The 21,049-nt window shown below is 55.6% G+C and carries 23 protein-coding genes and 1 tRNA gene; 10 read left to right on the top strand and 14 right to left on the bottom strand.

All coding sequences use genetic code 11. The features are described from left to right. Window positions 1–4: 4 nt before the first annotated feature. Genes ACOTX2_RS16945 through ACOTX2_RS16930 form a run of 4 tightly spaced genes read right to left on the bottom strand, consistent with a single transcriptional unit; the run spans window position 5 to window position 1,360 of the window. The gene (locus ACOTX2_RS16945; protein ID WP_014837515.1) at window positions 5–325 is read right to left on the bottom strand and encodes a DUF5375 domain-containing protein; all 321 of its coding nucleotides are present in this window, start codon (window positions 323–325) and stop codon (window positions 5–7) included. Beyond that, a complete protein-coding gene (locus ACOTX2_RS16940; protein ID WP_004098168.1) occupies window positions 322–549 on the bottom strand; it encodes a hypothetical protein in 228 nt (75 codons plus the stop codon). The genes ACOTX2_RS16945 and ACOTX2_RS16940 overlap by 4 nt, the downstream gene beginning before the upstream one ends. Beyond that, the gene (locus ACOTX2_RS16935; protein WP_045894218.1) at window positions 546–1,097 is read right to left on the bottom strand and encodes a host cell division inhibitor Icd-like protein; all 552 of its coding nucleotides are present in this window, start codon (window positions 1,095–1,097) and stop codon (window positions 546–548) included. Before ACOTX2_RS16935 ends, ACOTX2_RS16940 begins: the two co-directional genes overlap by 4 nt. Next, window positions 1,094–1,360, bottom strand: a complete 267-nt coding sequence (locus ACOTX2_RS16930) for a helix-turn-helix transcriptional regulator (protein WP_017692850.1) — start codon at window positions 1,358–1,360, stop codon at window positions 1,094–1,096. The genes ACOTX2_RS16935 and ACOTX2_RS16930 overlap by 4 nt, the downstream gene beginning before the upstream one ends. Before the next feature lie 550 nt (window positions 1,361–1,910). On the opposite strand from ACOTX2_RS16930, the gene ACOTX2_RS16925 reads away from it, so the two are divergent. The 5 genes from ACOTX2_RS16925 (at window position 1,911) to ACOTX2_RS16905 (ending at window position 5,397) form a co-directional block, all read left to right on the top strand. Beyond that, window positions 1,911–2,654 carry a hypothetical protein gene (locus ACOTX2_RS16925; protein ID WP_063929335.1) on the top strand — a complete coding sequence of 248 codons (744 nt, stop codon included), beginning with the start codon at window positions 1,911–1,913 and terminating at the stop codon, window positions 2,652–2,654. A gap of 2 nt (window positions 2,655–2,656) precedes the next feature. Further along, window positions 2,657–2,875: an ogr/Delta-like zinc finger family protein gene (locus ACOTX2_RS16920; RefSeq protein ID WP_032634242.1), complete on the top strand. Its 219-nt coding sequence runs from the start codon at window positions 2,657–2,659 to the stop codon at window positions 2,873–2,875. 28 nt (window positions 2,876–2,903) lie between these two features. Next, window positions 2,904–3,458: a phage polarity suppression protein gene (locus tag ACOTX2_RS16915; protein ID WP_063216456.1), complete on the top strand. Its 555-nt coding sequence runs from the start codon at window positions 2,904–2,906 to the stop codon at window positions 3,456–3,458. A gap of 428 nt (window positions 3,459–3,886) precedes the next feature. Next, window positions 3,887–4,813, top strand: a complete 927-nt coding sequence (locus ACOTX2_RS16910; RefSeq protein WP_045894213.1) for a hypothetical protein — start codon at window positions 3,887–3,889, stop codon at window positions 4,811–4,813. Continuing rightward, window positions 4,813–5,397 (top strand): hypothetical protein, encoded by a 585-nt coding sequence (locus tag ACOTX2_RS16905; RefSeq protein WP_045894212.1) that lies wholly within the window; start codon window positions 4,813–4,815, stop codon window positions 5,395–5,397. The genes ACOTX2_RS16910 and ACOTX2_RS16905 overlap by 1 nt, the downstream gene beginning before the upstream one ends. Before the next feature lie 52 nt (window positions 5,398–5,449). On the opposite strand, the gene ACOTX2_RS16900 is transcribed toward ACOTX2_RS16905, so the two are convergent. The 5 genes from ACOTX2_RS16900 to rraB form a co-directional block, all read right to left on the bottom strand. Next, window positions 5,450–6,712, bottom strand: coding sequence for a tyrosine-type recombinase/integrase (locus ACOTX2_RS16900; protein WP_045894211.1), 1,263 nt, complete (start codon window positions 6,710–6,712; stop codon window positions 5,450–5,452). Between the two features lie 163 nt (window positions 6,713–6,875). Next, window positions 6,876–6,960: transfer RNA gene (locus ACOTX2_RS16895), tRNA-Leu, on the bottom strand. A gap of 105 nt (window positions 6,961–7,065) precedes the next feature. Next, window positions 7,066–7,788 carry a hypothetical protein gene (locus ACOTX2_RS16890; RefSeq protein ID WP_063148076.1) on the bottom strand — a complete coding sequence of 241 codons (723 nt, stop codon included), beginning with the start codon at window positions 7,786–7,788 and terminating at the stop codon, window positions 7,066–7,068. Between the two features lie 30 nt (window positions 7,789–7,818). After that, window positions 7,819–8,577 (bottom strand): tRNA isopentenyl-2-thiomethyl-A-37 hydroxylase MiaE, encoded by a 759-nt coding sequence (gene miaE / locus ACOTX2_RS16885; protein ID WP_063148075.1) that lies wholly within the window; start codon window positions 8,575–8,577, stop codon window positions 7,819–7,821. Between the two features lie 46 nt (window positions 8,578–8,623). After that, window positions 8,624–9,049, bottom strand: coding sequence for a ribonuclease E inhibitor RraB (rraB, locus tag ACOTX2_RS16880; protein ID WP_032625251.1), 426 nt, complete (start codon window positions 9,047–9,049; stop codon window positions 8,624–8,626). A gap of 99 nt (window positions 9,050–9,148) precedes the next feature. On the opposite strand from rraB, the gene argL reads away from it, so the two are divergent. From argL to xynR, 3 genes are all read left to right on the top strand, one after another. Then, on the top strand, window positions 9,149–9,244 hold the full coding sequence (gene argL, locus ACOTX2_RS16875; RefSeq protein WP_213083700.1) for a putative translational regulatory protein ArgL: 96 nt from the start codon (window positions 9,149–9,151) through the stop codon (window positions 9,242–9,244). After that, on the top strand, window positions 9,214–10,218 hold the full coding sequence (argF, locus tag ACOTX2_RS16870) for an ornithine carbamoyltransferase (RefSeq protein ID WP_023299201.1): 1,005 nt from the start codon (window positions 9,214–9,216) through the stop codon (window positions 10,216–10,218). Before argL ends, argF begins: the two co-directional genes overlap by 31 nt. Window positions 10,219–10,564: 346 nt before the next feature. After that, window positions 10,565–11,326 carry a DNA-binding transcriptional repressor XynR gene (gene xynR / locus ACOTX2_RS16865; RefSeq protein WP_038415186.1) on the top strand — a complete coding sequence of 254 codons (762 nt, stop codon included), beginning with the start codon at window positions 10,565–10,567 and terminating at the stop codon, window positions 11,324–11,326. On the opposite strand, the gene ACOTX2_RS16860 is transcribed toward xynR, so the two are convergent. The 5 genes from ACOTX2_RS16860 to ACOTX2_RS16840 form a co-directional block, all read right to left on the bottom strand. Beyond that, a complete protein-coding gene (locus ACOTX2_RS16860) occupies window positions 11,311–12,921 on the bottom strand; it encodes a glycoside hydrolase family 43 protein (RefSeq protein WP_063843841.1) in 1,611 nt (536 codons plus the stop codon). The genes xynR and ACOTX2_RS16860 overlap by 16 nt on opposite strands. An 11-nt stretch (window positions 12,922–12,932) precedes the next feature. Next, window positions 12,933–14,315 (bottom strand): MFS transporter, encoded by a 1,383-nt coding sequence (locus ACOTX2_RS16855; RefSeq protein ID WP_023299198.1) that lies wholly within the window; start codon window positions 14,313–14,315, stop codon window positions 12,933–12,935. 226 nt (window positions 14,316–14,541) lie between these two features. After that, window positions 14,542–16,509: a xylonate dehydratase YagF gene (gene yagF / locus ACOTX2_RS16850; protein ID WP_063148073.1), complete on the bottom strand. Its 1,968-nt coding sequence runs from the start codon at window positions 16,507–16,509 to the stop codon at window positions 14,542–14,544. Between the two features lie 14 nt (window positions 16,510–16,523). Next, a complete protein-coding gene (gene yagE, locus ACOTX2_RS16845) occupies window positions 16,524–17,432 on the bottom strand; it encodes a 2-keto-3-deoxygluconate aldolase (protein ID WP_063148072.1) in 909 nt (302 codons plus the stop codon). A 238-nt stretch (window positions 17,433–17,670) separates the two neighbouring features. Then, entirely contained in the window at window positions 17,671–18,123 is a 453-nt protein-coding gene (locus ACOTX2_RS16840; RefSeq protein WP_022646886.1) for a YhcH/YjgK/YiaL family protein, read from the bottom strand. Between the two features lie 675 nt (window positions 18,124–18,798). Between ACOTX2_RS16840 and arcA the strand changes: the two genes are divergently transcribed. Both arcA and arcC read left to right on the top strand, forming a co-directional pair. Then, the gene (arcA, locus tag ACOTX2_RS16835) at window positions 18,799–20,019 is read left to right on the top strand and encodes an arginine deiminase (RefSeq protein WP_023299194.1); all 1,221 of its coding nucleotides are present in this window, start codon (window positions 18,799–18,801) and stop codon (window positions 20,017–20,019) included. A 10-nt stretch (window positions 20,020–20,029) separates the two neighbouring features. Then, window positions 20,030–20,941: a carbamate kinase gene (arcC, locus tag ACOTX2_RS16830; protein WP_022646884.1), complete on the top strand. Its 912-nt coding sequence runs from the start codon at window positions 20,030–20,032 to the stop codon at window positions 20,939–20,941. The last annotated feature ends 108 nt before the right edge of the window (window positions 20,942–21,049 follow it).

Below are 21,049 nucleotides of genomic sequence, written 5' to 3'. Positions count from 1 at the left end.
TCCCTCAGTGCAGTACAGGCGATGTCAGATGGCGGGCGCAGAGCTCATCCATCACGGCGAGCCCGAGGAAGGACAGCGACGGGGCGGCTTTCAGCGGCCCGGCCTCCATCAAATCTTCCAGTAATGCACAGGCAATCAGACGGCCTTTTTCCTCGCCGTGCTGGCGCAGATAGAAGCCCTCCAGCTCGGCGGCGATGGCACTTTCCAGCGCGTCGAGGGTGAGGTGGGGATAGCGGTGCTGACGTTCGCACAGGGTCAGCCAGGCACAGGCCACGGCGCGGCGATACAGGGCAGCACGCAATACAGGCGGCAGAGGCGTTTTCATACGTTGCCCTCCCCGGTGAACCAGCGGTGGTTGCAGCGCTCGACCACGCCGTCGAGCTGGGCGGTCATCAGGTAAATCACGGAGGTGAGCTGTAACTGCTGAGTCGGGTCACGACGCAGGGAAGTACAGTCCTGCACCTGCATCAGCTCGCCGACGAACTGGCCGACGTTACGCAGGTGCTCCAGGCATTCGAGGTCTTTGACGGTGATGGCGGGCTGTTTCATGCGCGCACCTCCGCCACCGGCAGACGCCCTGCAAACGAGAGGACGTAATCGCGGACGAGGGAAAGGCGTGCGGCGTGTTCATCCCCGGCGACGGCGCGGAGCATACAGATACGGGGCTGACGGTCTGCGCGACGAACGGCGGCAAATACAAAGACAAACTGCGGGTGTGACGGGGCGAGGATAGTAGCCATGATGGCAGCCTCCAATGTTTGCATGTGACTGCTGCCACCGGAAACGCCAATTTCACTGGTGGTAGCCCAAACGGGGTTGGCGTAACCGGCAACATTGGAAACCGGCGCTTCGTGAGAAGCCCCCGCCTGAGCCACCATTACTCGATGGAGCCAAAGATTTTTAAATCTTTGGATCAAAAATGGTTGCGCTAAGGCATAGACACAAAAAAAGACGCAAGGCGCGTCTGGTGTCGCCAATGTTGTAAACGGGACGCCAATCCCGGCTGCCGATTTTGCGGCAGCGGGAAAACTATACCTGGAAACGGGGAAAAGAAGCAAGCCAGAAAAAGGGGCTGTTTGCTGAACGGTCATCATCATGCGTCATAGTCCCGGTTACGTTCGGCAATGCGATCTGCCATCCATGCCGTGATTTCAGACTGCGCCCACGCCACGTTTTTACCGCCCAGACTGATTTGTTTCGGGAAAGCCTCCCGGCTGATGAGGTCGTAAATCGTCGACCGGGACAGGCCACACAGATGCATCACTTCGGGCAGGCGGATAAAGCGCTCCTGAACGGCATCAGAAACCGGCATCAGTGGCGCGGCAGGGGCAGAAGACGGGGAAGAAAAAGCGGTTTGCATCGGGCTACCTCATAATGTCCATACAGTGCCGGTCGTGTCCGTCCGGCCTCGGGTAGCTCTCTATTTTGTGAATATTTTCCCTCAGGGCAACAAGTCATTTTGCAGTACTTCACCACACAACAGACTGTTTTTTATACAGCGACAATCTCTGACAATGTTCTGGTATATCGTGGGTATCCTTTGGCACATTCTGGCACATCCATACATAACAAAAAGTGGTTAATAGATTATTTTTTATTAATAAAAATTATATACACCTCCAGGAGAGTTCAGAAGATGGGTGAACAGTGGTGAACAGACGGTGAACAGTCAGACCCTCAACTGTTCACCCTTTATCTTACTGTATTACTTATATTTTTATTTAAGGTGAACAGTGGTGAACAGTTATAAGTAAAAAAACAAACGATGAGTAAGGTTTTGCTGAGACCTTTCTCTGGCAAGCAGGATTTTAAGTGCTGTTTGTGCCAGAACTGCCACAACTGCAATGAATCGAGATGTTGTGTGATGAAGGGCAGAATCATTTCATGTTGAATAAATGGAGAGCCTGAACATGAAACCCGAAACACTCATCACCGCCCTGCAAGATGTTGCCGCCAAGCAGTCCGCAGAGAACAGCCAGCACATCACCGACAAGCTGAGCACATTCACTGCTGCCAGAGACACGCACGCGGCCAGCATGCAGGTACTGAAAGAGATTGATACGTCCATTGTACGCTGTAAGCAGGAGCGGCAGACCGCCCTCAGTGAGAGTGCAGAAGCGGAGCAGGACTGGCGCAGCCGCTTTCGCACCCTGCGCGGCAGTCTCACGCCTGAAATGAAAGCTGAGCACAGCAGGCGTATCGCCAGTCGCGAGCTGGCCGACGAGTTTACCGGCCTGATTGCGGAGCTGGAGACTGACCGGACACGCGCCATGCTGAATGCCTGCTCCACCGGCAATAAATACCTTTCAGCGCATGAAGATGCCTTTACCGCTTACGCCGGTGCGGAATGGGCTCAGGCTGTCAATGCGGTTCCTGTCACCCTCATCCGCGCTTTCCTGCTGCGCATTCGTGCCCTCGAAATGAAGGGAGAAAGCGCCCCGCAGTCCGTGGCCACTGGCGAGCTGCGCGATGCGCTGAGCCGTCAGGGCAGCCTGTATCACTTCGATATGACGCAGGAGCCGGTGTTGTCCGTGACGGGCATGCACCGGCCGCAGATTACTGACGTTGATACGGAGCTGTTACGCAGCCCTGCGAAGAGAATGATGCTTGCCAGAAAGCTGGCTGAAAATGGCGAGACAGAAGCGGAGGGGTAAGCATGTTTCACTGTCCGTTCTGCAAAACCAGCGCGCATTCCCGCACCAGTCGGTATCTGTCCGATAACGTAAAACAGCGCTATCACCAGTGCATGAACATCGAGTGCTCGGCCACGTTCCGCACGCTTGAATCCATCGACGGGGTTATTCGTTCACCGGCAACAGAGCCGGTCATCCCTGCACCCGCACCGGCGGCCACCGTTAACCGTGCCGGTGCGTAAGCACGGCCAGTCATCAGGAGAAACATACGTGACCACACTGACGCTACAGAAAGCCTTTGAGGCCTGTCAGGCAAACAAATCCGCCTGGCTGCAACGCAGGGATGAACTGACGCAGGCCGAACAGGCATACCGCGAACAGCTTGCCGGTAGCGGCCGGAGCCTGCAAACGCTGAGTGAGATTATCGACGTGAAAAAGTGGGAAATTAATCAGGCTGCCGGTCGCTACATCCGCTCGCATGAGGAGGTGCAGCGCATCAGCATCCGCGACCGATTAAATGATTTTATGCAGGTGCACGGCGCGGAGCTGGCCGCCGCCCTTGCCCCGGAGCTGATGAATTATTCCGGGCAACACTCCGCCGTTCAGCGCTGTGCCATGCAGCACTCACTCGACTATCTGCGTGAGGCGCTACAGGTCTGGCTGGCCGCCGGTGAAAAAATTAATTATTCGGCGCAGGATAATGACATTTTAACGGCCATAGGATTCAGACCTGACGCGGCTTCGCGCGATGATAATCGTGAAAAATTCACGCCTGCACAGAACCTGAATTACACCCGCCGACGCGTAGAGCTGGCCGCGCAGTAGTCCTTTCAAAAATTCCCGAAAATCCCGCCTTTTTCCCCTAAAAAAGCCATGCATGCATAAGGTGCATGGTTTTGCATGCGTTTTACCGATACTGGAACCCCCGCCAGCGCCAGCACTGGCGCGCCCTGAGGCAGGTCATGCACCTGCATTAAATGCGCCCCCTTAAGCGGGCAGGCGGGGCGGGGAGAGCATTGCGCGCTAAGATTTTATGTATCTATCAAATTTAGACAGTCAAATCGAATGGTAGTCACTATTTATCAGCGCCCTACTAATAACAGTATTAAAGCTTTCACGGAAACAGAGGGATTAAACATAAGTCTTTGATTTATATCAATTATATTAAAAGACTAAGAATAATATCACAACCTGATCATTTATTGATCTCTTTAAGACAACTTGTTAGTCTTACGAAAAAAAAGGAGATTAAAATGCATGCTTTAGCACCGTATCTTTTTCGCTGCTATAACCCTCACGCAGCGAAAGAACAGCGTTACTCTGCCCTTAGTAACATTAAAGAACATGATTTATTGGATATATTATATAGTTTCATTGAGCAATATAATGATGGATATATTATTTCTGAACAAACCAAACAGGTTTTTCGTTTCAATGAAGTTATTCGTGACGATAACAACCGCGAAATTTACGGTTGGTTTGAGTCAGGATATTATGGAACAAAAACTGACATAATTAACATTGACACCGGCAATGTTGATTTTGAAAAAACAAAGAACAATGCTGAAATAATTAGATACTATATACATTTTTATATTCCCAGAGATGTAAATGAAGGCATGGCTTTTTTGCATACATACAGAGGGGATGGAATCAAAACCCTTTTCATGAATTTATTTTCTGAATATTTCAAAAGAGTTACTAACCTTGTAATTCAAATGAATCCTCTAGCATATGATAAAGCGATCGAAAAATGGATGGACGCCATTGCCAAAGAGATTAAAGTAACAAAATTTCAAGGTGTAAAGGATGTTGCAGAACAAGCCCGAAAACTAGGTCATAATGAACAAGAGCTTGTAATAAAACCACCTAGAAACTCAGGCCTTGGAAGGCTCAGGGACTATTTCTCTAGAGACTCCGAGCAATATCAATTAGTAGAAATACTTAAAGAATATGGAGAAACCGTTAAAACAGTTGTAGAATTAGGCGATGGTAGAAAAAGGACTTTCCGAATTGGAACTACAGCCAAAGGTGCCGTTTGTGAAATTATATTCGATGAAGAGCAAGTTGTATTTAATGATGGAATGCCAGAGATTAGATCATTAAATAAATTAGTTGACTCTATTATCATTGAATATATTCAGTTACTATATCGCGGAGTTGCTATAAGGAGAGCGTAATGAGTTCAAAAATAAATATATGCGAAGTACTTATAGGGCATTTTCGAACTTTACGGGATGCTGATACGAAAAAAATCAGTATGTGGGATATATTCACTTTTATTATTCTCCCGTTTATCATTGCTGCTTCATTTTCATTTTTTGGAAGTGGCATAACGAAAGATTTAATATCGCTACTAGTGAATTTTAGCGCTATATTAACAGCGCTGTTACTTAGTGTTCTAGTTTTAGTCTATGATCAAGAATCAAAGATAAGACAAAGAAAAGACATCGATACTTTTTATGAATCAAAAAAATCACTGCTAACTGAGCTTTATTTTAACATTTGTTACTCAATATTATGCGGGGTATTTTTGGTTGTATTATGTTTTATAGTATCACTATTCTCGGTTGATTCATCTGGTTATTTCTATGGTGCAACTCACGAATACTTCATCGATAAAGCAAATATAACCTTAAAAATTAATATGTTAACGCATATTTTATGCCCAATGATTATATATGTCTGCGTACATCTAATTTTAAATATCATTATGATAGTTAAAAGGATGCATGCTCTTTTAACACTTGATACGAGTTCCTAACACTATATTTATCTAGCCAGCTACTTTACGCGAGTTGGCTAGATAGCCTATTTTAGTATTTCAATCGCTTAGCAAAATCATACGGGGCAATCCCTTCTTTTTTGTTTGAGTCCAAATAATCAGCCCACCACTGAACCATCAAACGACGTTCGTCCAAATGCTCAGATGTATGAATATAAGCCGCGCGCACATTATTACGCTCTGTGTGGCTCAACTGACGTTCTATTGCATCATCGCTCCATAATCCAGACTCACCTAAAGCACCGCGTGCCATTGTTCTAAATCCATGCCCGCAAACCTCAGTTTTCGTGTCATACCCCATCGCACGCAAAGCACTGTTTACCGTGTTTTCACTCATAACCTTTGTTGCATCATGATCACCCGGAAAAAGTAACTCTTTATCACCACTAATCTGTTTTAGCTGCCCTAACAAAATCAACGCCTGTCGACTAAGCGGAACGATGTGCTCCTCTTTCATCTTCATGCCCCGATACGAGTAGCGCACACCTTTAATTTCTTCACGTTTTGCAGGAACGCGCCACAAAGATTTTTCAAAATCAAACTCATCCCAACGCGCGAAACGTAACTCGCTGGAACGCACAAAAGTTAGTAACGAAAGCTCGACCGCAATCCGAGTCATTACACGGCCACGATATGCAGCAAGACGAGCAAGAAACTCAGGGAACCGGCTAGAGGGTAAAGCGGGATAATGTCGCGCTTTGGTTGTCGATAAAGCACCGGCCATATCACTGGCTGGATTAGAGTCGATGTAATCGTTCTGTACGGCATAACGCATAATGGCCGTGACGCGCTGTTGCAGGCGTTGAGCAACATCATGCTTACCACTGGCATCAACTTTTTTAATCGGGGCTAACAGCTGACTGGTTTTGAGCTGGCGAATGTCGGACAAACCGATATGAGGGAAAATATAAAGCTCAAGATAGCGAAGAACGCGCGATCGATGGTCTTCACTCCAGCGCTTGTTACTTGCATGCCATTCACGAGCAATAGTTTCGAAAGTATATGCCCCAGAATTCTCGGCCTGAGCTTCTTTCTGTTCAGCCTTTGGGTCAATGCCCTGCACTAACAGCTTTTTAGCTTCATCGCGCTTTGCTCTTGCCTGAGCAAGCGTCACTGTTGGCCAAACACCAAAAGCAAGGCGATCCTCTTTTTTGTCAGAGGGGCGTCGGTATTTCATGCGCCAGTATTTAGAACCCTTGGCCGAAACCTCGAGATACAAACCGCCGCCATCGGCCATTTTGTAGGTTTTGTCTTTTGGCTTTGCGGTCTCGACCTGTCTGGCGTTGAGCTTCATTTGGGGGCACATTTCTAATCGAAGTTAAGATGCCCCCAATTATGCCCCCAATGACATCCGGATTTCAACGGACAACCTCGGACGACTCAGGACGTAAAAATCGCTACAAGCATTGATTTTAAAGGGATAATTGGACTTTCTCGGATGGTCTTGGAAGTACTAATGGTGCCGAAGGCCGGACTCGAACCGGCACGTATTTCTACGGTTGATTTTGAATCAACTGCGTCTACCGATTTCGCCACTTCGGCACTGAAGGGGATGCGGAAACGTTGTGGATTATACCTGTCGCGCGCCGCCATGCAAGCGACGACGCGCGAAACCCACGTTAAGTGCCCAAAAAACCAGCGCTACCGTCAGTCCAGCTCAGATACCGCCAGCCTAATCACCCTCGCCGCCTTCTGCTCCGGCAGCGCCAGCACCTTGGCCCACATCTCCTGCACCATATCGCAGGAGAGCTTCTCTTTGCCCGCCGCCTTCTCCGGCATCTGCAGCAGCTGGATGTCCTCGCCGTACTGATCGGCAAGTTGCTTCATAATCGGCCGCACGTCCTCGACAGCCGCCTCGCGCTCGGCTTGGGTCACGGTGTGGCGGTTTTTGCCGTAGGCCGCGCGCATCATGTCCGCGTCGGCCTGCATGCGCCGCGCCATCAGGTCTTTATCCAGCATGCGCATCGGGTTGATGCCGCCCTTCACCATTGGGTAGAGGAAGCGGAAGCAGGCGTCATCGCTCACCTTCTGGATGGCGGCGGTCTGCTCCATGTTGATGGTCATGTAGTTCACCACGTTGGCGTCCGGGGCGTTTTGCAGGCGCGACATCTGCAGATGCAGGATCTGCGGCTGGATGGTGTCGATAATCTGCTGCTCCGGCTCGCCCGCTTTTTGCAGGGCGGCCATCTGGTCGAGGATGCGCTGATGCAGCGCGGGCTCCTGCTCCTTAATCACCTGCCAGGCGGGCATCTCGTTGAGGGCGTTATCCATCTGCCGTTCCGGAGCGCGCTGCCTGTCGAAAAACACCCAGAACGCCACGGAGGCAGCCGCAATGACGATAATCACAATACGGGTCCACTTTTTATTCATCTCGCATCCTTATCCTTGAGTTATGCCGGTTTACACCGGCACGCCGCTGTGGAAGCGAAACTCGTGGTCCGGTGTCGAGATAAGTGTGGCTTCAATTTCGCCAAAAAGCTGTATGCGCGGTGAGATATCGTCGTCGCTCACCTGCTGAGCCAGCGTCAAATAGTCCTGATAATGGCGCGCTTCCGAGCGCAGCAGCGAGAGATAGAACTTCTGCAGGTCGTCGTCGAGGAACGGGGCCAGCGCGGCGAAGCGTTCACAGGAGCGGGCTTCGATGTAGGCGCCGCAGATGAGCTTGTCGATCAGCGTCAGCGGTTCGTGGGTGCGCACTTCCTTCAGCATCCCTTTGGCATAGCGGCTGGCGGTGATTTTGACGTACGGAATGTCGCGGGCCAGCATCGCCTCGCGCACCTGCCAGAAGTGGTGCAGCTCCTCTTTAATCAGCAGCACCATGCTGTCGATGAGCGCCTGGCCCCACGGGTCGTCGGTTTTGGGCATCACGCTTTTGCCAATCTGCTTATGCAGGGCGATGAAGTCCGGCTCCGGGCCGTCGCGGAAGGTGAACAGTTCGTAGGGTTTGAGCCAGTCGAGCAGCGCGTCAGCACCGCTTTCGTCGGCGACGTATTTACGCACGAGTAACAGCGCGGTCTGGGCGGCCTTGAGCTCGCACACCATATGATCGGTGAGCAGCAACGGCAGGTTCGCCGGGTCGCGGGCTTTATCAATCCATGCTTGCGGGGTCGGGCACTGGAGGAAGTTGAGTACGGGGGCGAGTATCTGCGGGTAATCCATGGTTCTGCCTTGAAAAAGCGGTGGCGCGCGCCACCGCCTGAAACGCTTAGTGACGCACGCCGTCGTCGTCTTCGTCGACGTAATCTTCGTCGTCGCCTTCTTCGCCGTCTTCACCGTTCGGATCTTCGAAGTAGGTTCCCCAGCCGTCGTATTCCACATCAAACTTCTCGGCCAGGTTCATCAGCTGTTCTACCTGCGCGTCGATCAGCTCCGCCTTCAGCGCGCCTTCGCTCAGGATATCGCAGCAGATGACGGTGTCGCCCTCTTCCACTTCCAGCTCTTCCGGCTCGGTCACTTCGTAACCCAGCTTGAAGGCTTCCACGGCCATTTTTTCCAGCGCTTCAAAGTCGTCCGCAGAGAAATGGTGCTCGATGGTGTACAGCGCGTCCGGATCGCTACCGTCTTCCAGCAGTTCTTCAATAATCAGACGCGTCTCTTCGCGTTGCTCTTCCAGTAATTCCGGGTTTGCCATGGGTCAATCCTCTTTAAAGTGCGGCAGATACTTCTATTTTCACACACGGACGGGTTTGCCTCCACCTTTGTTGGAAAGATTTGTGAAACGGGGTTGCAAATGAATAATTACACATATAAAGTGAATTTTAATTCAATAAGTGGCGTTCGCCATGCGAGGATAAAATGTCTGATCTGTACAAGAAACACTTTCTGAAATTGCTCGACTTTACCCCTGCACAGTTCACTTCTCTGCTGACTCTTGCCGCACAGCTCAAAGCCGATAAAAAAAATGGCAAGGAAGTACAAAAGCTTACTGGAAAAAACATCGCGCTCATCTTCGAAAAAGACTCAACCCGTACACGTTGCTCTTTCGAAGTTGCCGCATTTGACCAGGGCGCGCGAGTCACGTATTTAGGGCCGAGCGGCAGCCAGATTGGGCATAAAGAGTCAATTAAGGATACCGCACGCGTGCTCGGGCGGATGTACGATGGCATTCAGTATCGCGGTCACGGCCAGGAAGTCGTTGAGACGCTGGCGCAGTATGCGGGCGTGCCGGTGTGGAACGGGCTGACCAACGAGTTCCACCCGACGCAGCTGCTGGCGGATCTGCTGACCATGCAGGAGCACCTGCCGGGCAAGGCGTTTAACGAGATGACGCTGGTCTACGCGGGCGACGCGCGCAACAACATGGGCAACTCGATGCTGGAAGCGGCGGCGCTGACCGGGCTGGATCTACGCCTGGTGGCCCCGAAAGCCTGCTGGCCGGAAGAGAGCCTGGTGGCGGAGTGCAGTGCGCTAGCGGAAAAGCACGGCGGGAAAATCACCCTGACGGAAGACGTGGCGGCGGGCGTGAAGGGCGCGGACTTTATCTATACCGACGTGTGGGTGTCGATGGGCGAAGCCAAGGAGAAGTGGGCGGAGCGGATAGCGCTGCTGCGCGGGTATCAGGTGAACGCGCAGATGATGGCGCTGACCGGCAACCCGAACGTGAAGTTCCTGCACTGTCTGCCCGCGTTCCATGACGACCAGACCACGCTTGGCAAGCAGATGGCGAAGGAGTTCGACCTGCACGGCGGGATGGAAGTGACGGACGAGGTGTTTGAGTCGGCGGCGAGTATCGTCTTCGACCAGGCGGAAAACCGGATGCATACGATTAAGGCGGTGATGGTGGCGACGCTTGGGGAGTGATTGACTCCTCTGCGGTCTGGTGCCCTCACCCCGTCCCTCTCCCACAGGGAGAGGGAGAACACCCAGCCCGTAGGCCCGTGCAAGCGCAGCGCCGCCGGGCGAATCAGGCGACGATGCGGCCTGATGCCCTCACCCCGTCCCTCTCCCACAGGGAGAGGGAGAAAACACAACCCGTAGGCCCGTGCAAGCGTAGCGCCGCCGGGCAAATCAGGCAACGATGCGGCCTGATGACCTCACCCCGGCCCTCTCCCACGGGGAGAGGGAGAACACCGGCGCCATTTCATTGATTTTTCACCCCGAAAAAGGTACGTTTTCGCCTTCATTCCAGCGTGGACATGCCAGCATTATGCCGATTATTCAGTCTGTTGAACGTGCGTTGCAGATCCTCGACCTGTTCAACGAGCAGGCCACCGAGCTTAAGATCACCGACATCAGCAAACTGATGGGGCTGAGCAAGAGTACCCTCCACTCGCTGCTGAAAACCCTCCAGCTTCACGGCTATATCGATCAGAACCCGGAGAACGGCAAATATCGCCTCGGCATGAAGCTGGTTGAGCGCGGTCATTTCGTCGTGGGCTCCATCGATATTCGCCAGAAGGCGAAAGGCTGGCTGACGGAGCTGTCCCAGCGGACCGGGCAGACCACCCATCTGGGGATCCTGGACGGTCGTGAAGGGGTCTATATCGAGAAGATTGAAGGCAAGCTGGCCGCCATAGCCTATTCGCGCATCGGCCGCCGCCTGCCGGTTCACGCCACCGCCATCGGCAAGGTGTTGATTGCCTGGCTGGGCGAGGCCGAGCTGAACACCCTGCTGGAGGGCTATCAGTACACCACCTTTACGCCCGCTACCCTCGCCTCTCGCGAAGCATTAATGGCCGCTCTGGCGCAGACCCGCGAGCAGGGCTATGCCCTGGACAGCGAAGAGAACGAGCAGGGCGTGCGCTGCGTGGCGGTGCCGGTGTGGAACCACGAGTCCCGCGTCATCGCCGCCCTGAGCCTGTCGACGCTGACCTCGCGCGTGGACGACGCCGAGCTGGCTAATTTCCGCGAGCAGCTACAGCAGGCCGGGCTCGCGCTCTCACGCGCACTGGGCTATGCCGGCTCGTAGGTGAAGTAGTCGAAGTCCGCGTGGCAGCCGTCGCCGCTGATGTCCTCGCAGTGCAGTCCCACAAACGCACCGGTAAAGAAGCCGCGCCCGCCGATGTAGTCGTCCGACAACTTCCACGCCTCATACGTGATCGGCACGGTATGCCATGTCTCGCCGTCGAACGAGTAGCTGTAGCGGTAGACCAGTTTATCCACGTCCACCCTTAGCCAGACGCTCTCGGCCTGTTCCGGCACCGGAATCGGCTGCTCGTGCAGCGGCCATGACGGCACGTTGTGGTCGAGTTGGATCACCTTGATGGTTCTCCCCTGCCCCTCCTCGTAGTCCACAAAGCAGTAGCTCCAGTTTTTGCTGTTGTAGTAGCAGGTCAGCCCCGCGCTCTGCTGGAAGTGGACCGGCGAGAACTGCATCCGCGTCTCGGCCCGGAAGGTGAAATGCTGCCAGCGGCGCGCCACGGTCGACTGGGTAAAGGTCGAGTTGAGCGAGTCGTTGCCGTAGAGCCGTAAGTAGCCCGGGCGGGCGGTAAGCGAGCCGAGGGTGTTGTCGAACGGAATGCGCAGGGTCTGCAGTTCCGGGTCAAGCGAACTGGCGTCGAAATCGTCCCGCCAGATGCCCGGAACGGCTGCAGGCTGCTCCGCCATCTGCGGGCCTTTCACGGTCAGTTGCGCGTGCCTGCCGCCTTCCACGTAAGGCCAGCCGTCGCGCCACTCAATGCGGGCGATGCCGGCCTCGCGCCCCAGCGGGCAGTAGCCGCGCCCGCCGGAGGCCAGCAGCGGCACGCCGGGCAGGCGCAGCGGGCGGCTGGTGAGGTAGGCCATATACCACTCCCCGGTGTGGGTTTGCAGCAGCGAGCCGTGGCCGCTCTTTTGCAGCGGGTTCTCCGGCAGGTGCCAGCTGGTCATCATCGTCACGTCCGGGTGCAGCTCGTACGGCCCGTCGATGGTTTTTGCGCGCAGCACCACGACGGCGTGCTCGTAGCTGGTGCCGCCCTCGGCAACCATCAGGTAGTACCATCCCGCGTGGCGATAAAGATGCGCCCCTTCGGTGTAGCAGAGCGGCGTGCCGGTAAACAGCGTTTTGCGCTCCGGCGAGAGCGTGCCGGTCTGCGGGTCAAACTCCTGCATCACAATGGTGTTGTGCGGGTTGCTGTGGTGGCGCGGCCCCCACGGGCGGTAGAGGTAGTATTTGCGGCCATCGTCGTCGTGGAACAGGGAGGGATCGAACCCGCCGTTGCCCATCGGGATCGGCTCGCTCCACGGCCCCTCGATGGACGGCGCGGTGACGAGAAAATTGCGGCCGTTTTTCCACGGCGAGTCGACAATCTTCACGTCGGTGTAGAGCAGCCAGAACCTCCCGTCGGCGTAGCTCAGGCACGGTGCCCAGATGCCGCCGGAGTCCGGGTTGCCCTTCATGTCCAGCATCGACACGCGGTCCAGCGGGGTGCTGACCAGCGACCAGTTTTTCAGATCGCGGGAGTGGTAGATGCGCACGCCCGGGAACCACTCGAAGGTCGAGGTGGCGATGTAGTAGTCCTCGCCCTGACGGCACAGGGACGGGTCCGGGTTGAAGCCGGTGAGTATCGGGTTAGTAATTTCCATGTTGCCTCCGGTTAATGGGATGCGGCTGTCGCAGCGTCGGGAACGGCCTCGCCCTGCGACGCGCGGTGCTTGATCAGCTGCTGGCTGATGGCCTCCACGCGGGCGTCGGTGAGCTTGTAGAACGACAGCATGATGAACATGCCCGCGTAGAGCACCACCGGCACCACGCAGAACAGAATTTTGATGGTGGTCAGCACCTCGACCGGCTGCACGCTGCTGCTGGCGGAGTAGTTGACGTACGCCAGGATCCAGCCCACCACCGCCCCGCCAATCGCCAGGCCAATCTTCAGGCTGAACAGGTAGGTGGAGAACACCAGCCCGTCGAGGCGGCGTCCGCTACGGCTCTCCTCGTAATCCACCACGTCAGAGGCCATCAGCCACTGCAGCGGCGTGGTGGTGTTAAAGACGAACAGGAACAGAATGTTGAGGGCAAAAATCAGCGCGATGTGCTCCGCCGGGGTGACGAAAATCAGCAGGCTAATCAGCGAGTAAGCGACGATGATCCACTTGAAGGCGGTAACGCGGTCGAAGCGGCCCAGCAGGCGGGAGGAGCAGAGCGAGCCGAACATGGTGGCGAGGCTGCCGTAGAGTAAAAACTGGGTCGCCATCTCCGGGTGATCCATCACGTATTTCACAAAGTAGAGCGTCGCCCCGCCGCGCACCACGTTGGAGCAGGTCGCCATCATCTTGAAGGCACACATGATGCGCCACTGGCTGTTGCCCAGCAGCAGCTTAAGGTCTTTCGCCACTGACGAACCCGGCTGCACCTCAAAGGTGTAGCGCTCTTTGGTGGTAAAGAAGCAGACGTAGAGCAGCACCACGCCGCTCAGGCCCAGCACGCACATGGCGCCGAAATAACCCACCTGCTCGTTGCCTTTGCCAATGATGCTGACCAGCGGCAGCGCGATGCCGCTGATGGCGAGCGACCCCGCCGCCGCCAGGAAGAAGCGCCAGGACTGCAGGGCGTGACGCTCTTTCGGGTCGGCGGTAATGACGCCGGGCATGGCGCAGTACGGGACGTTAACGAAGGTGTAGACCAGAGTCAGCAGAATATAGGTTACGCAGGCGTAGATGATTTTGCCCTGCGCGGAGAAGTCCGGCGTGTAGAAGGTCAGCATGCAGACGATGCCGAACGGGATGGCGCCCCACAGCAGGAACGGGCGAAACTGGCCATGCCGCGTGCGGGTGCGGTCTACTAGCAGCCCCATCAGCGGGTCGGTCACGGCGTCGAGCACGCGGGAGACTAAAAACAGCGTCCCCATAATGCCCGCGGAGAGGCCAAACACGTCGGTGTAGAAATAGGCCAGCAGGAACATCGTGGCCTGCCAGACGAAGCCGCAGGCGGTGTCACCCAGCCCGTAGCCAATTTTGTCTTTCATGGTTAATTGCGTCATCAGAATTACACCCTTATGTAGTGTGCTGAATTACAACATCGTGTTAATGGAGTGTAATGAGCTGTTCAATTAACCAGCAATGCTCATATCTTATTTCTGTATTACGTTATTTCGCTTTTGTGACGTCAACGATATATCGCAACTTATTGTTTAAATTAGTAAATTGCAGACACGCAAAAACCGCCCGCGGACTATTTTCCGCAGACGATTTTCTCTCACAAAATAATTAAATACCGAGCGCTTTTTTACCGGCGTTAATTACCTCAATGATTTTATCGGTGTCATAAATACAGCCTTTCCAGGTGCCGCCGCTCACGGACTGTAATGCCGCCCACAGCCGGGTATCGTCCGGCAAAAAGTCGTGAGCGTGCAGGTCCGGATGCACCTGCCGCCGTGCCAGCTCGCGCGCGCCCTCTTCCGGCGTCAGCGGGTTGTCCGCAGTACCGATAAAGTTTACGCTGCCTGTTAATGTCAGGCGGTCCACCGCAATCTCAATGATGTCGTTATCGCGCAGCTTGCCTATCGGCCCGCCCGCCAGCGCCTCCGGCGACACGTGGCCGAAGCAGGCGCCCGTCGACACGCCCGAGAAGCGCGCATCGGTGATTAACGACACCGTTTTGCCCCACGAGATGTGCTTCAGCGCGGAGGTGAGCTGGTAGGTCTCCTCCATGCCGGTGCCGGACGGTCCACCGCCGATCACCACCATGATATCGCCCTGCTCAATCTCTTCCCGCTTGATGGCCCTGATCGCCTGCGCCTCCGAGACAAACACCCGCACCCGGCCGGTGTGGCGGTAAACGCCATCTTCACCGACGACCGACGGGTCGATCGCCGTGGCCTTGATCACCGATCCTTCCGGCGCAATGTTGCCCGTCGGGAAGCAGACCGTCGAGGTCAGCCCTTTCGCTTTTGCTTTTTCCGGCGGCAGGATCACGTCATCCGGCTCCACGCCGTCCTGCTCGCGCAGGCACTGGCGGAAGCGCTTACGGCGCTCCGAGCTCTGCCACCAGTCGAGGTTCTCGCCCACCGTCTGGCCGGTGACGGTCATGGCATCCAGGTGCAGCAGGCCGAGATCGCGCAGGTGGAGCATGACTTCCGGCACGCCGCCCGCGAGGAACGCACGCACGGTCGGGTGATAGTCCGGGCCGTTGGGCAGCACGCTCACCAGGCGCGGCACCCTGCGGTTGACGCGCGTCCAGTGTTCAACGTCCGGGATCGTGCAGCCCGCCGCGTGGGCGATGGCCGGAATGTGCAGCAGTAAATTGGTGGAGCCGCCGAACGCCGCGTGGATCACCATCGCGTTTTCAATGGCTTTATCGGTAAGGATATCGCGCGTGGTGATGCCGCGGTTATCCAGCTCGTTCACCGCCCGCGCCGACTGGCGGGCGATCTCCAGCCACACCGCCTGTCCGGACGGCGCCAGCGCGGAGTGCGGCAACGCCAGACCCAGCGCTTCCGCGACCACCTGCGAGGTGCCCGCCGTGCCGAGGAACTGACACCCGCCGCCCGGCGACGCGCAGGCGCGACAGCCCAGCTCGGCGGCCTCCTGCAAGGAGAGTTCATGGTTGGCAAAGCGCGCGCCGATGGTCTGCACCTTGCCCGCATCTTCCCCCACGGTCGGCGGCAGCGTCGCTCCGCCTGGCACCAGAATGGTCGGCAGGTCGTGCATCGCGGCCAGCGCAATCATGGTGGCGGGCAGCCCTTTATCGCAGGTTGCCACGCCGATCACCGCCCGCCGCGTCGGGAGAGAGCGGATAAGACGACGAAACACGATCGCCGCGTCGTTACGATACGGCAGGGAGTCGAACATGCCGTGCGTGCCCTGCGAGCGCCCGTCACACGGATCGCTGACGAAGGCCGCGAACGGGATCCCCCCGTTGCGTGTGATCTCCTTCGCTGCCGCCTGCATCTGCATGCCGATTTCCCAGTGTCCGGTGTGGTAGCCCAGCGCAACCGGGCGTCCGTCTCCGGCGCGGATGCCGCCCTGAGTACCGATAATCAGCACCTCTTTGCCGTTGAGCTTGTTGGCGTCCCAGCCCATCCCGGCGTTCTGCGTCATGCCGAACAGGTTGCCGCTGGGGGATTCCATCAGCATCTGCGGAGTCAGCGGCAGCGCGCCCTGCGGACCCGCCGCGTGGGTGATCACCGCATAAAACGCGTCGTCCTGTGGGGTGAAAATTTTCTCAATGGTCATCGTTATCGTCCGGCTCAGCAGAGCTTGAGCTGTTGTAGCAGGGTTTTCAGCTGCGCCTTACGCGGCTCGTCCAGCGGCGAGGCTGGTGGCAGGACGTGCGTAGAAATTGGACGACCGCAGAGCACGATCGCCTCTTTAATGACGTTCACAAACGGCGTATCCAGCTGATACATCTGCGGGATTTGCAGCAGGGTCTGATGATACTCAGCCGCTTTCGCCACGTCTTTATCCCGCCAGGCTTTCAGAAGATTTACCGACACCTGTGGGGCAAAGTTGCCGCTGGCCGAGATCGCCCCGTCGCCGCCGAGCAGCAGGGTATTGAACAGATGATCGTCGTAGCCGCAGAGCACGGTAAAGTGTGGATGGGCCGCTTTAACGATGTGGATCATGCTGCGCAGGTGGGCGACGGAGTCGATGGTGTCTTTGATGCCGACGATGTTACTGCGCGAGTCGGCGAGGGTTTTCACCAGCGCCGGGGTCAGATCCTGCCCGGTCAGCGCCGGGAAGTTATAGAGCATCACCGGCAGCGTGACGCTGTCGGCCACCTGTTCGAAATAGCGGATCAGGTTCGCTTCCGACACTTTCCAGTAGTAAGGGTTGATCACCACGATGCCGTCCGCGCCCGCCAGCTGCGCGTGCTGGCTCAGCTCAATGGTTTCCCGGGCGTTGGTGCCGCCGGTGCCGATCAGGACCGGCACACGACGATCGACATGATCGATCGCAAACCGGGCAATGGTTTTACGCTCTTCGGCGCTGAGCTGGGAGAACTCGCCGCCGCTGCCCAGGAAGAACAGGCCGTCGACGCCCGCAGCGATCAGATCGTCGATCAGCGCGGCGGTACCCGGTTTATCGAGCTGGCCATCGGCGGTAAAAATGGTGGAGACAGGGGGAATGATACCCGTGAACAACGCGGACTGCGGCATGTGATCTCATTGCTGAATCATTTTGTTCTACATTATAGAACAGTGTTCATTAATTTAACGATCATACTATGACGGAGAAAAAGCACAGGTAAATGGGAGATGAGGAGGGAGTGCGGGAAGTTTAAGCTGGATCACATAATGTCCGCTAACCCCTCACCCCGGCCCTCTCCCCAAAGGGGCGAGGGTGGTAAAGTCCCCTCTCCCCTTTGGGGAGAGGGTTAGGGTGAGGGGTAAGGAATTACTCCACCAGCATCTTAACAACCACTTTCCTGACCTTAGCAGGTGCACCCACCGCGCACAGCGGCTTATGCACTTCGCCCGGGTAAAACACCACGAAATCCCCTTCGCTCAGCACCACGGTTTTCTCCTGCTCGCCTTCGGGCAGGAACGCGATGTCTTTGTCCGCCAGCCAGTCGGTGTCCGGCGTGCCGTGCGGCAGGGTGCTGAAGGTCATCCCTTCCTGCCCCTTCAGCACAATCTGAATATCCAGGTAACGTGCATGGTATTCAGCGCGACGCTCGGCGAACGGCTGGGTCATGTCCTCCGATACCAGATAAAACAGGCTGTTGCCGCTGATGTCGTGCTTGCCGGTCGGCGTCGCGTCGGTGACGTGGGCCTTGACGTGCTCAATGGCCTGGCGCAGCTCTTCTGGTAGCCAGGACTGGAGATGATGAATATTGCCAATAATCATGATACAACCCTCAAATCAAAACATTGTTTCATTTTAATCTTTTATACGAGAATCGCCTCTCCCATACCAGCCCTTTTTAGACAAGATTTGCGCCAGCGCATGTTTATCGGAAAATGTGTTAATTCACTGTTAATTACATAAAGGCATTTATGCAGTCGTTATGCATAACCTCATTTCCTAAGCTTTACGCAACTTATCTAACTCGCTGAATTTAAAACGTAACTCACAAAACCTGTTGTTGCATCACACTTTATCACTTCGGTTATTTCCTTTAAAACCCCATAATTATTTATCGATTTCTCTTAAGTGAAAAATAGTTAACTGTCATTATTGCATAGCTATTCTCGAGGCAAAATTTTATTCATTAAAATCAACAGCATAACTAAATATTTCAAAGCATGTAATTCTACAAAACAATAACAACCTCAAATATTGCCACCCGTTCCTGCTTAGCTATTCATCCCGTAATAATATGAAATTAATCATTATCTGATACGAATCATGCAATTGAAAATAAACTGCTCAATATCGGTTTTCGCGTGAGCAGCGTCACAATAACCATTATTTAAGCGCCTACTATGAATCACGAAATCAATTGAGCTTAGCCGCCATGAAATTAAACACATCACATGGCGCATGCCCTTTTTATTCTGAAAAACAGTTAAAGGAATAATTATGGAAAAGCATTACGTCGGTTCTGAAATTGGTCAATTGCGTAGCGTTATGCTGCACCGTCCTAATTTAAGTCTTAAACGTTTAACGCCATCGAATTGTCAGGAGCTGTTATTTGATGACGTGCTCTCGGTTGAGCGGGCGGGAGAGGAGCATGATATCTTCGCAAACACGCTGCGCGAGCAGGGTGTGGAAGTCCTGCTATTGACCGACCTTCTTACGCAAACGCTTGATATTGCGGAAGCAAAAGCCTGGCTTCTTGAAACACAAATCTCCGACTACCGCCTCGGCCCAGCCTTTGCCAGCGACGTCCGCGGCTGGCTGGCGGATATGCCGCACCGCGAACTGGCGCGCCGATTAAGCGGCGGATTAACCTACGGCGAAATTCCGGCGGCTATTAAAAATATGGTGGTCGATACCCACACGGCGAATGATTTTATTATGAAACCGCTGCCGAACCACTTATTTACCCGCGATACCTCCTGCTGGATTTATAACGGCGTATCCATTAATCCGATGGCGAAACCGGCCCGTCAGCGCGAAACCAATAATCTGCGCGCAATATATCGCTGGCACCCCGCATTTGCCGATGGCGAGTTTATTAAGTATTTCGGCGACGAGAATATTAATTACGACCACGCCACCCTGGAAGGCGGCGACGTATTAGTGATTGGCCGCGGGGCGGTATTGATCGGCATGTCAGAGCGCACGACGCCGCAGGGCGTGGAGTTCCTCGCCAACAGCCTGTTTAAACATCGTCAGGCCGAACGCGTGATCGCCGTTGAGCTGCCAAAACACCGCTCCTGCATGCACCTCGACACCGTGATGACCCACATCGACGTGGACACTTTCTCCGTTTACCCGGAAGTGGTGCGCAAGGACGCCCAGTGCTGGACGCTCACCCCGGACGGACGCGGCGGCCTGCTGCGCACTCAGGAAACCGACCTGCTGCACGCCATCGAAAAAGCCCTCGGCATTAACCAGGTGCGCCTGATCACCACCGGCGGCGATGCCTTTGAAGCCGAACGCGAGCAGTGGAACGACGCCAACAACGTCCTGACCATCCGTCCGGGCGTGGTGATCGGCTACGAGCGCAACGTCTGGACCAACGAGAAATACGACAAGGCGGGCATCACCGTGCTGCCGATCCCGGGCGACGAGCTGGGGCGCGGTCGCGGCGGCGCGCGCTGCATGAGCTGCCCCCTGGAACGCGACGGAATTTAAAGGAGCCATCATGGAACGAAAACCCACTCTGGTTGTGGCCCTTGGCGGCAACGCGCTGCTCAAGCGCGGCGAGCCGCTGGAAGCGGACATCCAGCGTCAGAACATCGAGCAGGCCGCCCGCACCATCGCAGGCTTAACGGAGCAATGGCGCGTGGTGCTGGTGCACGGCAACGGCCCGCAGGTCGGGCTGCTGGCGCTGCAAAACAGCGCCTACGACAAAGTTACCCCCTACCCGCTGGACGTTCTTGGTGCAGAAAGCCAGGGAATGATCGGCTACATGCTCCAGCAGGCGCTGAAAAACAATCTGCCCCAGCGCGAGGTGAGCGTCCTGCTCACGCAGGTGGAAGTGGACGCCGCCGACCCGGCGTTCAGCAACCCGACCAAGTACATCGGCCCGGTCTACAGCGAAGCCCAGGCGAAAGCGCTGGCCGCGGAAAAAGGCTGGGTGTTCAAGGTCGACGGGGCCTATTTCCGCCGCGTTGTGCCCTCTCCGCAGCCGAAGCGCATCGTGGAGAGCGACGCCATTACGGCGCTTATTCAGCGCGACCACCTGGTCATCTGCAACGGCGGCGGCGGCGTGCCGGTGGTGGAAAACGCCAACGGTTATCGCGGCATTGAGGCGGTGATCGACAAAGACCTCTCCGCCGCTCTGCTGGCGCGGCAGATCGAGGCCGATGCCCTGCTGATCCTCACCGATGCCGACGCGGTGTACCTCGACTGGGGCAAACCGACCCAGCGCCCGCTGGCGCAGGTCACGCCGGAACTGCTCAGAGGCATGCAGTTCGACGCCGGATCGATGGGGCCAAAAGTGGCCGCCTGCCGCGAGTTTGTTGAAGCCTGCAACGGCATTGCCGGGATCGGCGCGCTGGCCGACGGCGCGGAGATCCTGGCGGGCGAGAAAGGCACGTTGATTCGTAACTGAGCACCCATTTCCCCTCACCCTAACCCTCTCCCCAAAGGGGAGAGGGGACGATTACACCCTCTCCCCTTTGGGGAGAGGGCTGGGGTGAGGGGTAAGGTCTTAGACATT

The sequence above is a fragment of the Enterobacter cloacae complex sp. IR5412 genome (assembly GCF_049237385.1).
GTDB lineage: Bacteria > Pseudomonadota > Gammaproteobacteria > Enterobacterales > Enterobacteriaceae > Enterobacter > Enterobacter intestinihominis.
Note: the sequence above shows the minus strand (reverse complement) of the source record. Positions and strands in the feature narration are given on the sequence as shown.

Bases quoted from the DNA above. Each gene is read 5' to 3' on its own strand.
- ACOTX2_RS16840 (WP_022646886.1), bottom strand. From the start codon at position 18,123: ATGATTATTGGCAATATTCATCATCTCCAGTCCTGGCTACCAGAAGAG.
- ACOTX2_RS16905 (WP_045894212.1), top strand. From the start codon at position 4,813: ATGAGTTCAAAAATAAATATATGCGAAGTACTTATAGGGCATTTTCGA.
- ACOTX2_RS16930 (WP_017692850.1), bottom strand. From the start codon at position 1,360: ATGCAAACCGCTTTTTCTTCCCCGTCTTCTGCCCCTGCCGCGCCACTG.
- yagF (WP_063148073.1), bottom strand. From the start codon at position 16,509: ATGACCATTGAGAAAATTTTCACCCCACAGGACGACGCGTTTTATGCG.
- miaE (WP_063148075.1), bottom strand. From the start codon at position 8,577: ATGGATTACCCGCAGATACTCGCCCCCGTACTCAACTTCCTCCAGTGC.
- arcC (WP_022646884.1), top strand. From the start codon at position 20,030: ATGGAACGAAAACCCACTCTGGTTGTGGCCCTTGGCGGCAACGCGCTG.
- ACOTX2_RS16945 (WP_014837515.1), bottom strand. From the start codon at position 325: ATGAAAACGCCTCTGCCGCCTGTATTGCGTGCTGCCCTGTATCGCCGC.
- ACOTX2_RS16900 (WP_045894211.1), bottom strand. From the start codon at position 6,712: ATGAAGCTCAACGCCAGACAGGTCGAGACCGCAAAGCCAAAAGACAAA.
- ACOTX2_RS16935 (WP_045894218.1), bottom strand. From the start codon at position 1,097: ATGATGATGACCGTTCAGCAAACAGCCCCTTTTTCTGGCTTGCTTCTT.
- xynR (WP_038415186.1), top strand. From the start codon at position 10,565: ATGCCGATTATTCAGTCTGTTGAACGTGCGTTGCAGATCCTCGACCTG.
- ACOTX2_RS16925 (WP_063929335.1), top strand. From the start codon at position 1,911: ATGAAACCCGAAACACTCATCACCGCCCTGCAAGATGTTGCCGCCAAG.
- ACOTX2_RS16910 (WP_045894213.1), top strand. From the start codon at position 3,887: ATGCATGCTTTAGCACCGTATCTTTTTCGCTGCTATAACCCTCACGCA.
- argF (WP_023299201.1), top strand. From the start codon at position 9,214: ATGTCTGATCTGTACAAGAAACACTTTCTGAAATTGCTCGACTTTACC.
- ACOTX2_RS16920 (WP_032634242.1), top strand. From the start codon at position 2,657: ATGTTTCACTGTCCGTTCTGCAAAACCAGCGCGCATTCCCGCACCAGT.
- arcA (WP_023299194.1), top strand. From the start codon at position 18,799: ATGGAAAAGCATTACGTCGGTTCTGAAATTGGTCAATTGCGTAGCGTT.
- ACOTX2_RS16855 (WP_023299198.1), bottom strand. From the start codon at position 14,315: ATGACGCAATTAACCATGAAAGACAAAATTGGCTACGGGCTGGGTGAC.
- yagE (WP_063148072.1), bottom strand. From the start codon at position 17,432: ATGCCGCAGTCCGCGTTGTTCACGGGTATCATTCCCCCTGTCTCCACC.
- argL (WP_213083700.1), top strand. From the start codon at position 9,149: ATGAATAATTACACATATAAAGTGAATTTTAATTCAATAAGTGGCGTT.
- rraB (WP_032625251.1), bottom strand. From the start codon at position 9,049: ATGGCAAACCCGGAATTACTGGAAGAGCAACGCGAAGAGACGCGTCTG.
- ACOTX2_RS16860 (WP_063843841.1), bottom strand. From the start codon at position 12,921: ATGGAAATTACTAACCCGATACTCACCGGCTTCAACCCGGACCCGTCC.
- ACOTX2_RS16940 (WP_004098168.1), bottom strand. From the start codon at position 549: ATGAAACAGCCCGCCATCACCGTCAAAGACCTCGAATGCCTGGAGCAC.
- ACOTX2_RS16890 (WP_063148076.1), bottom strand. From the start codon at position 7,788: ATGAATAAAAAGTGGACCCGTATTGTGATTATCGTCATTGCGGCTGCC.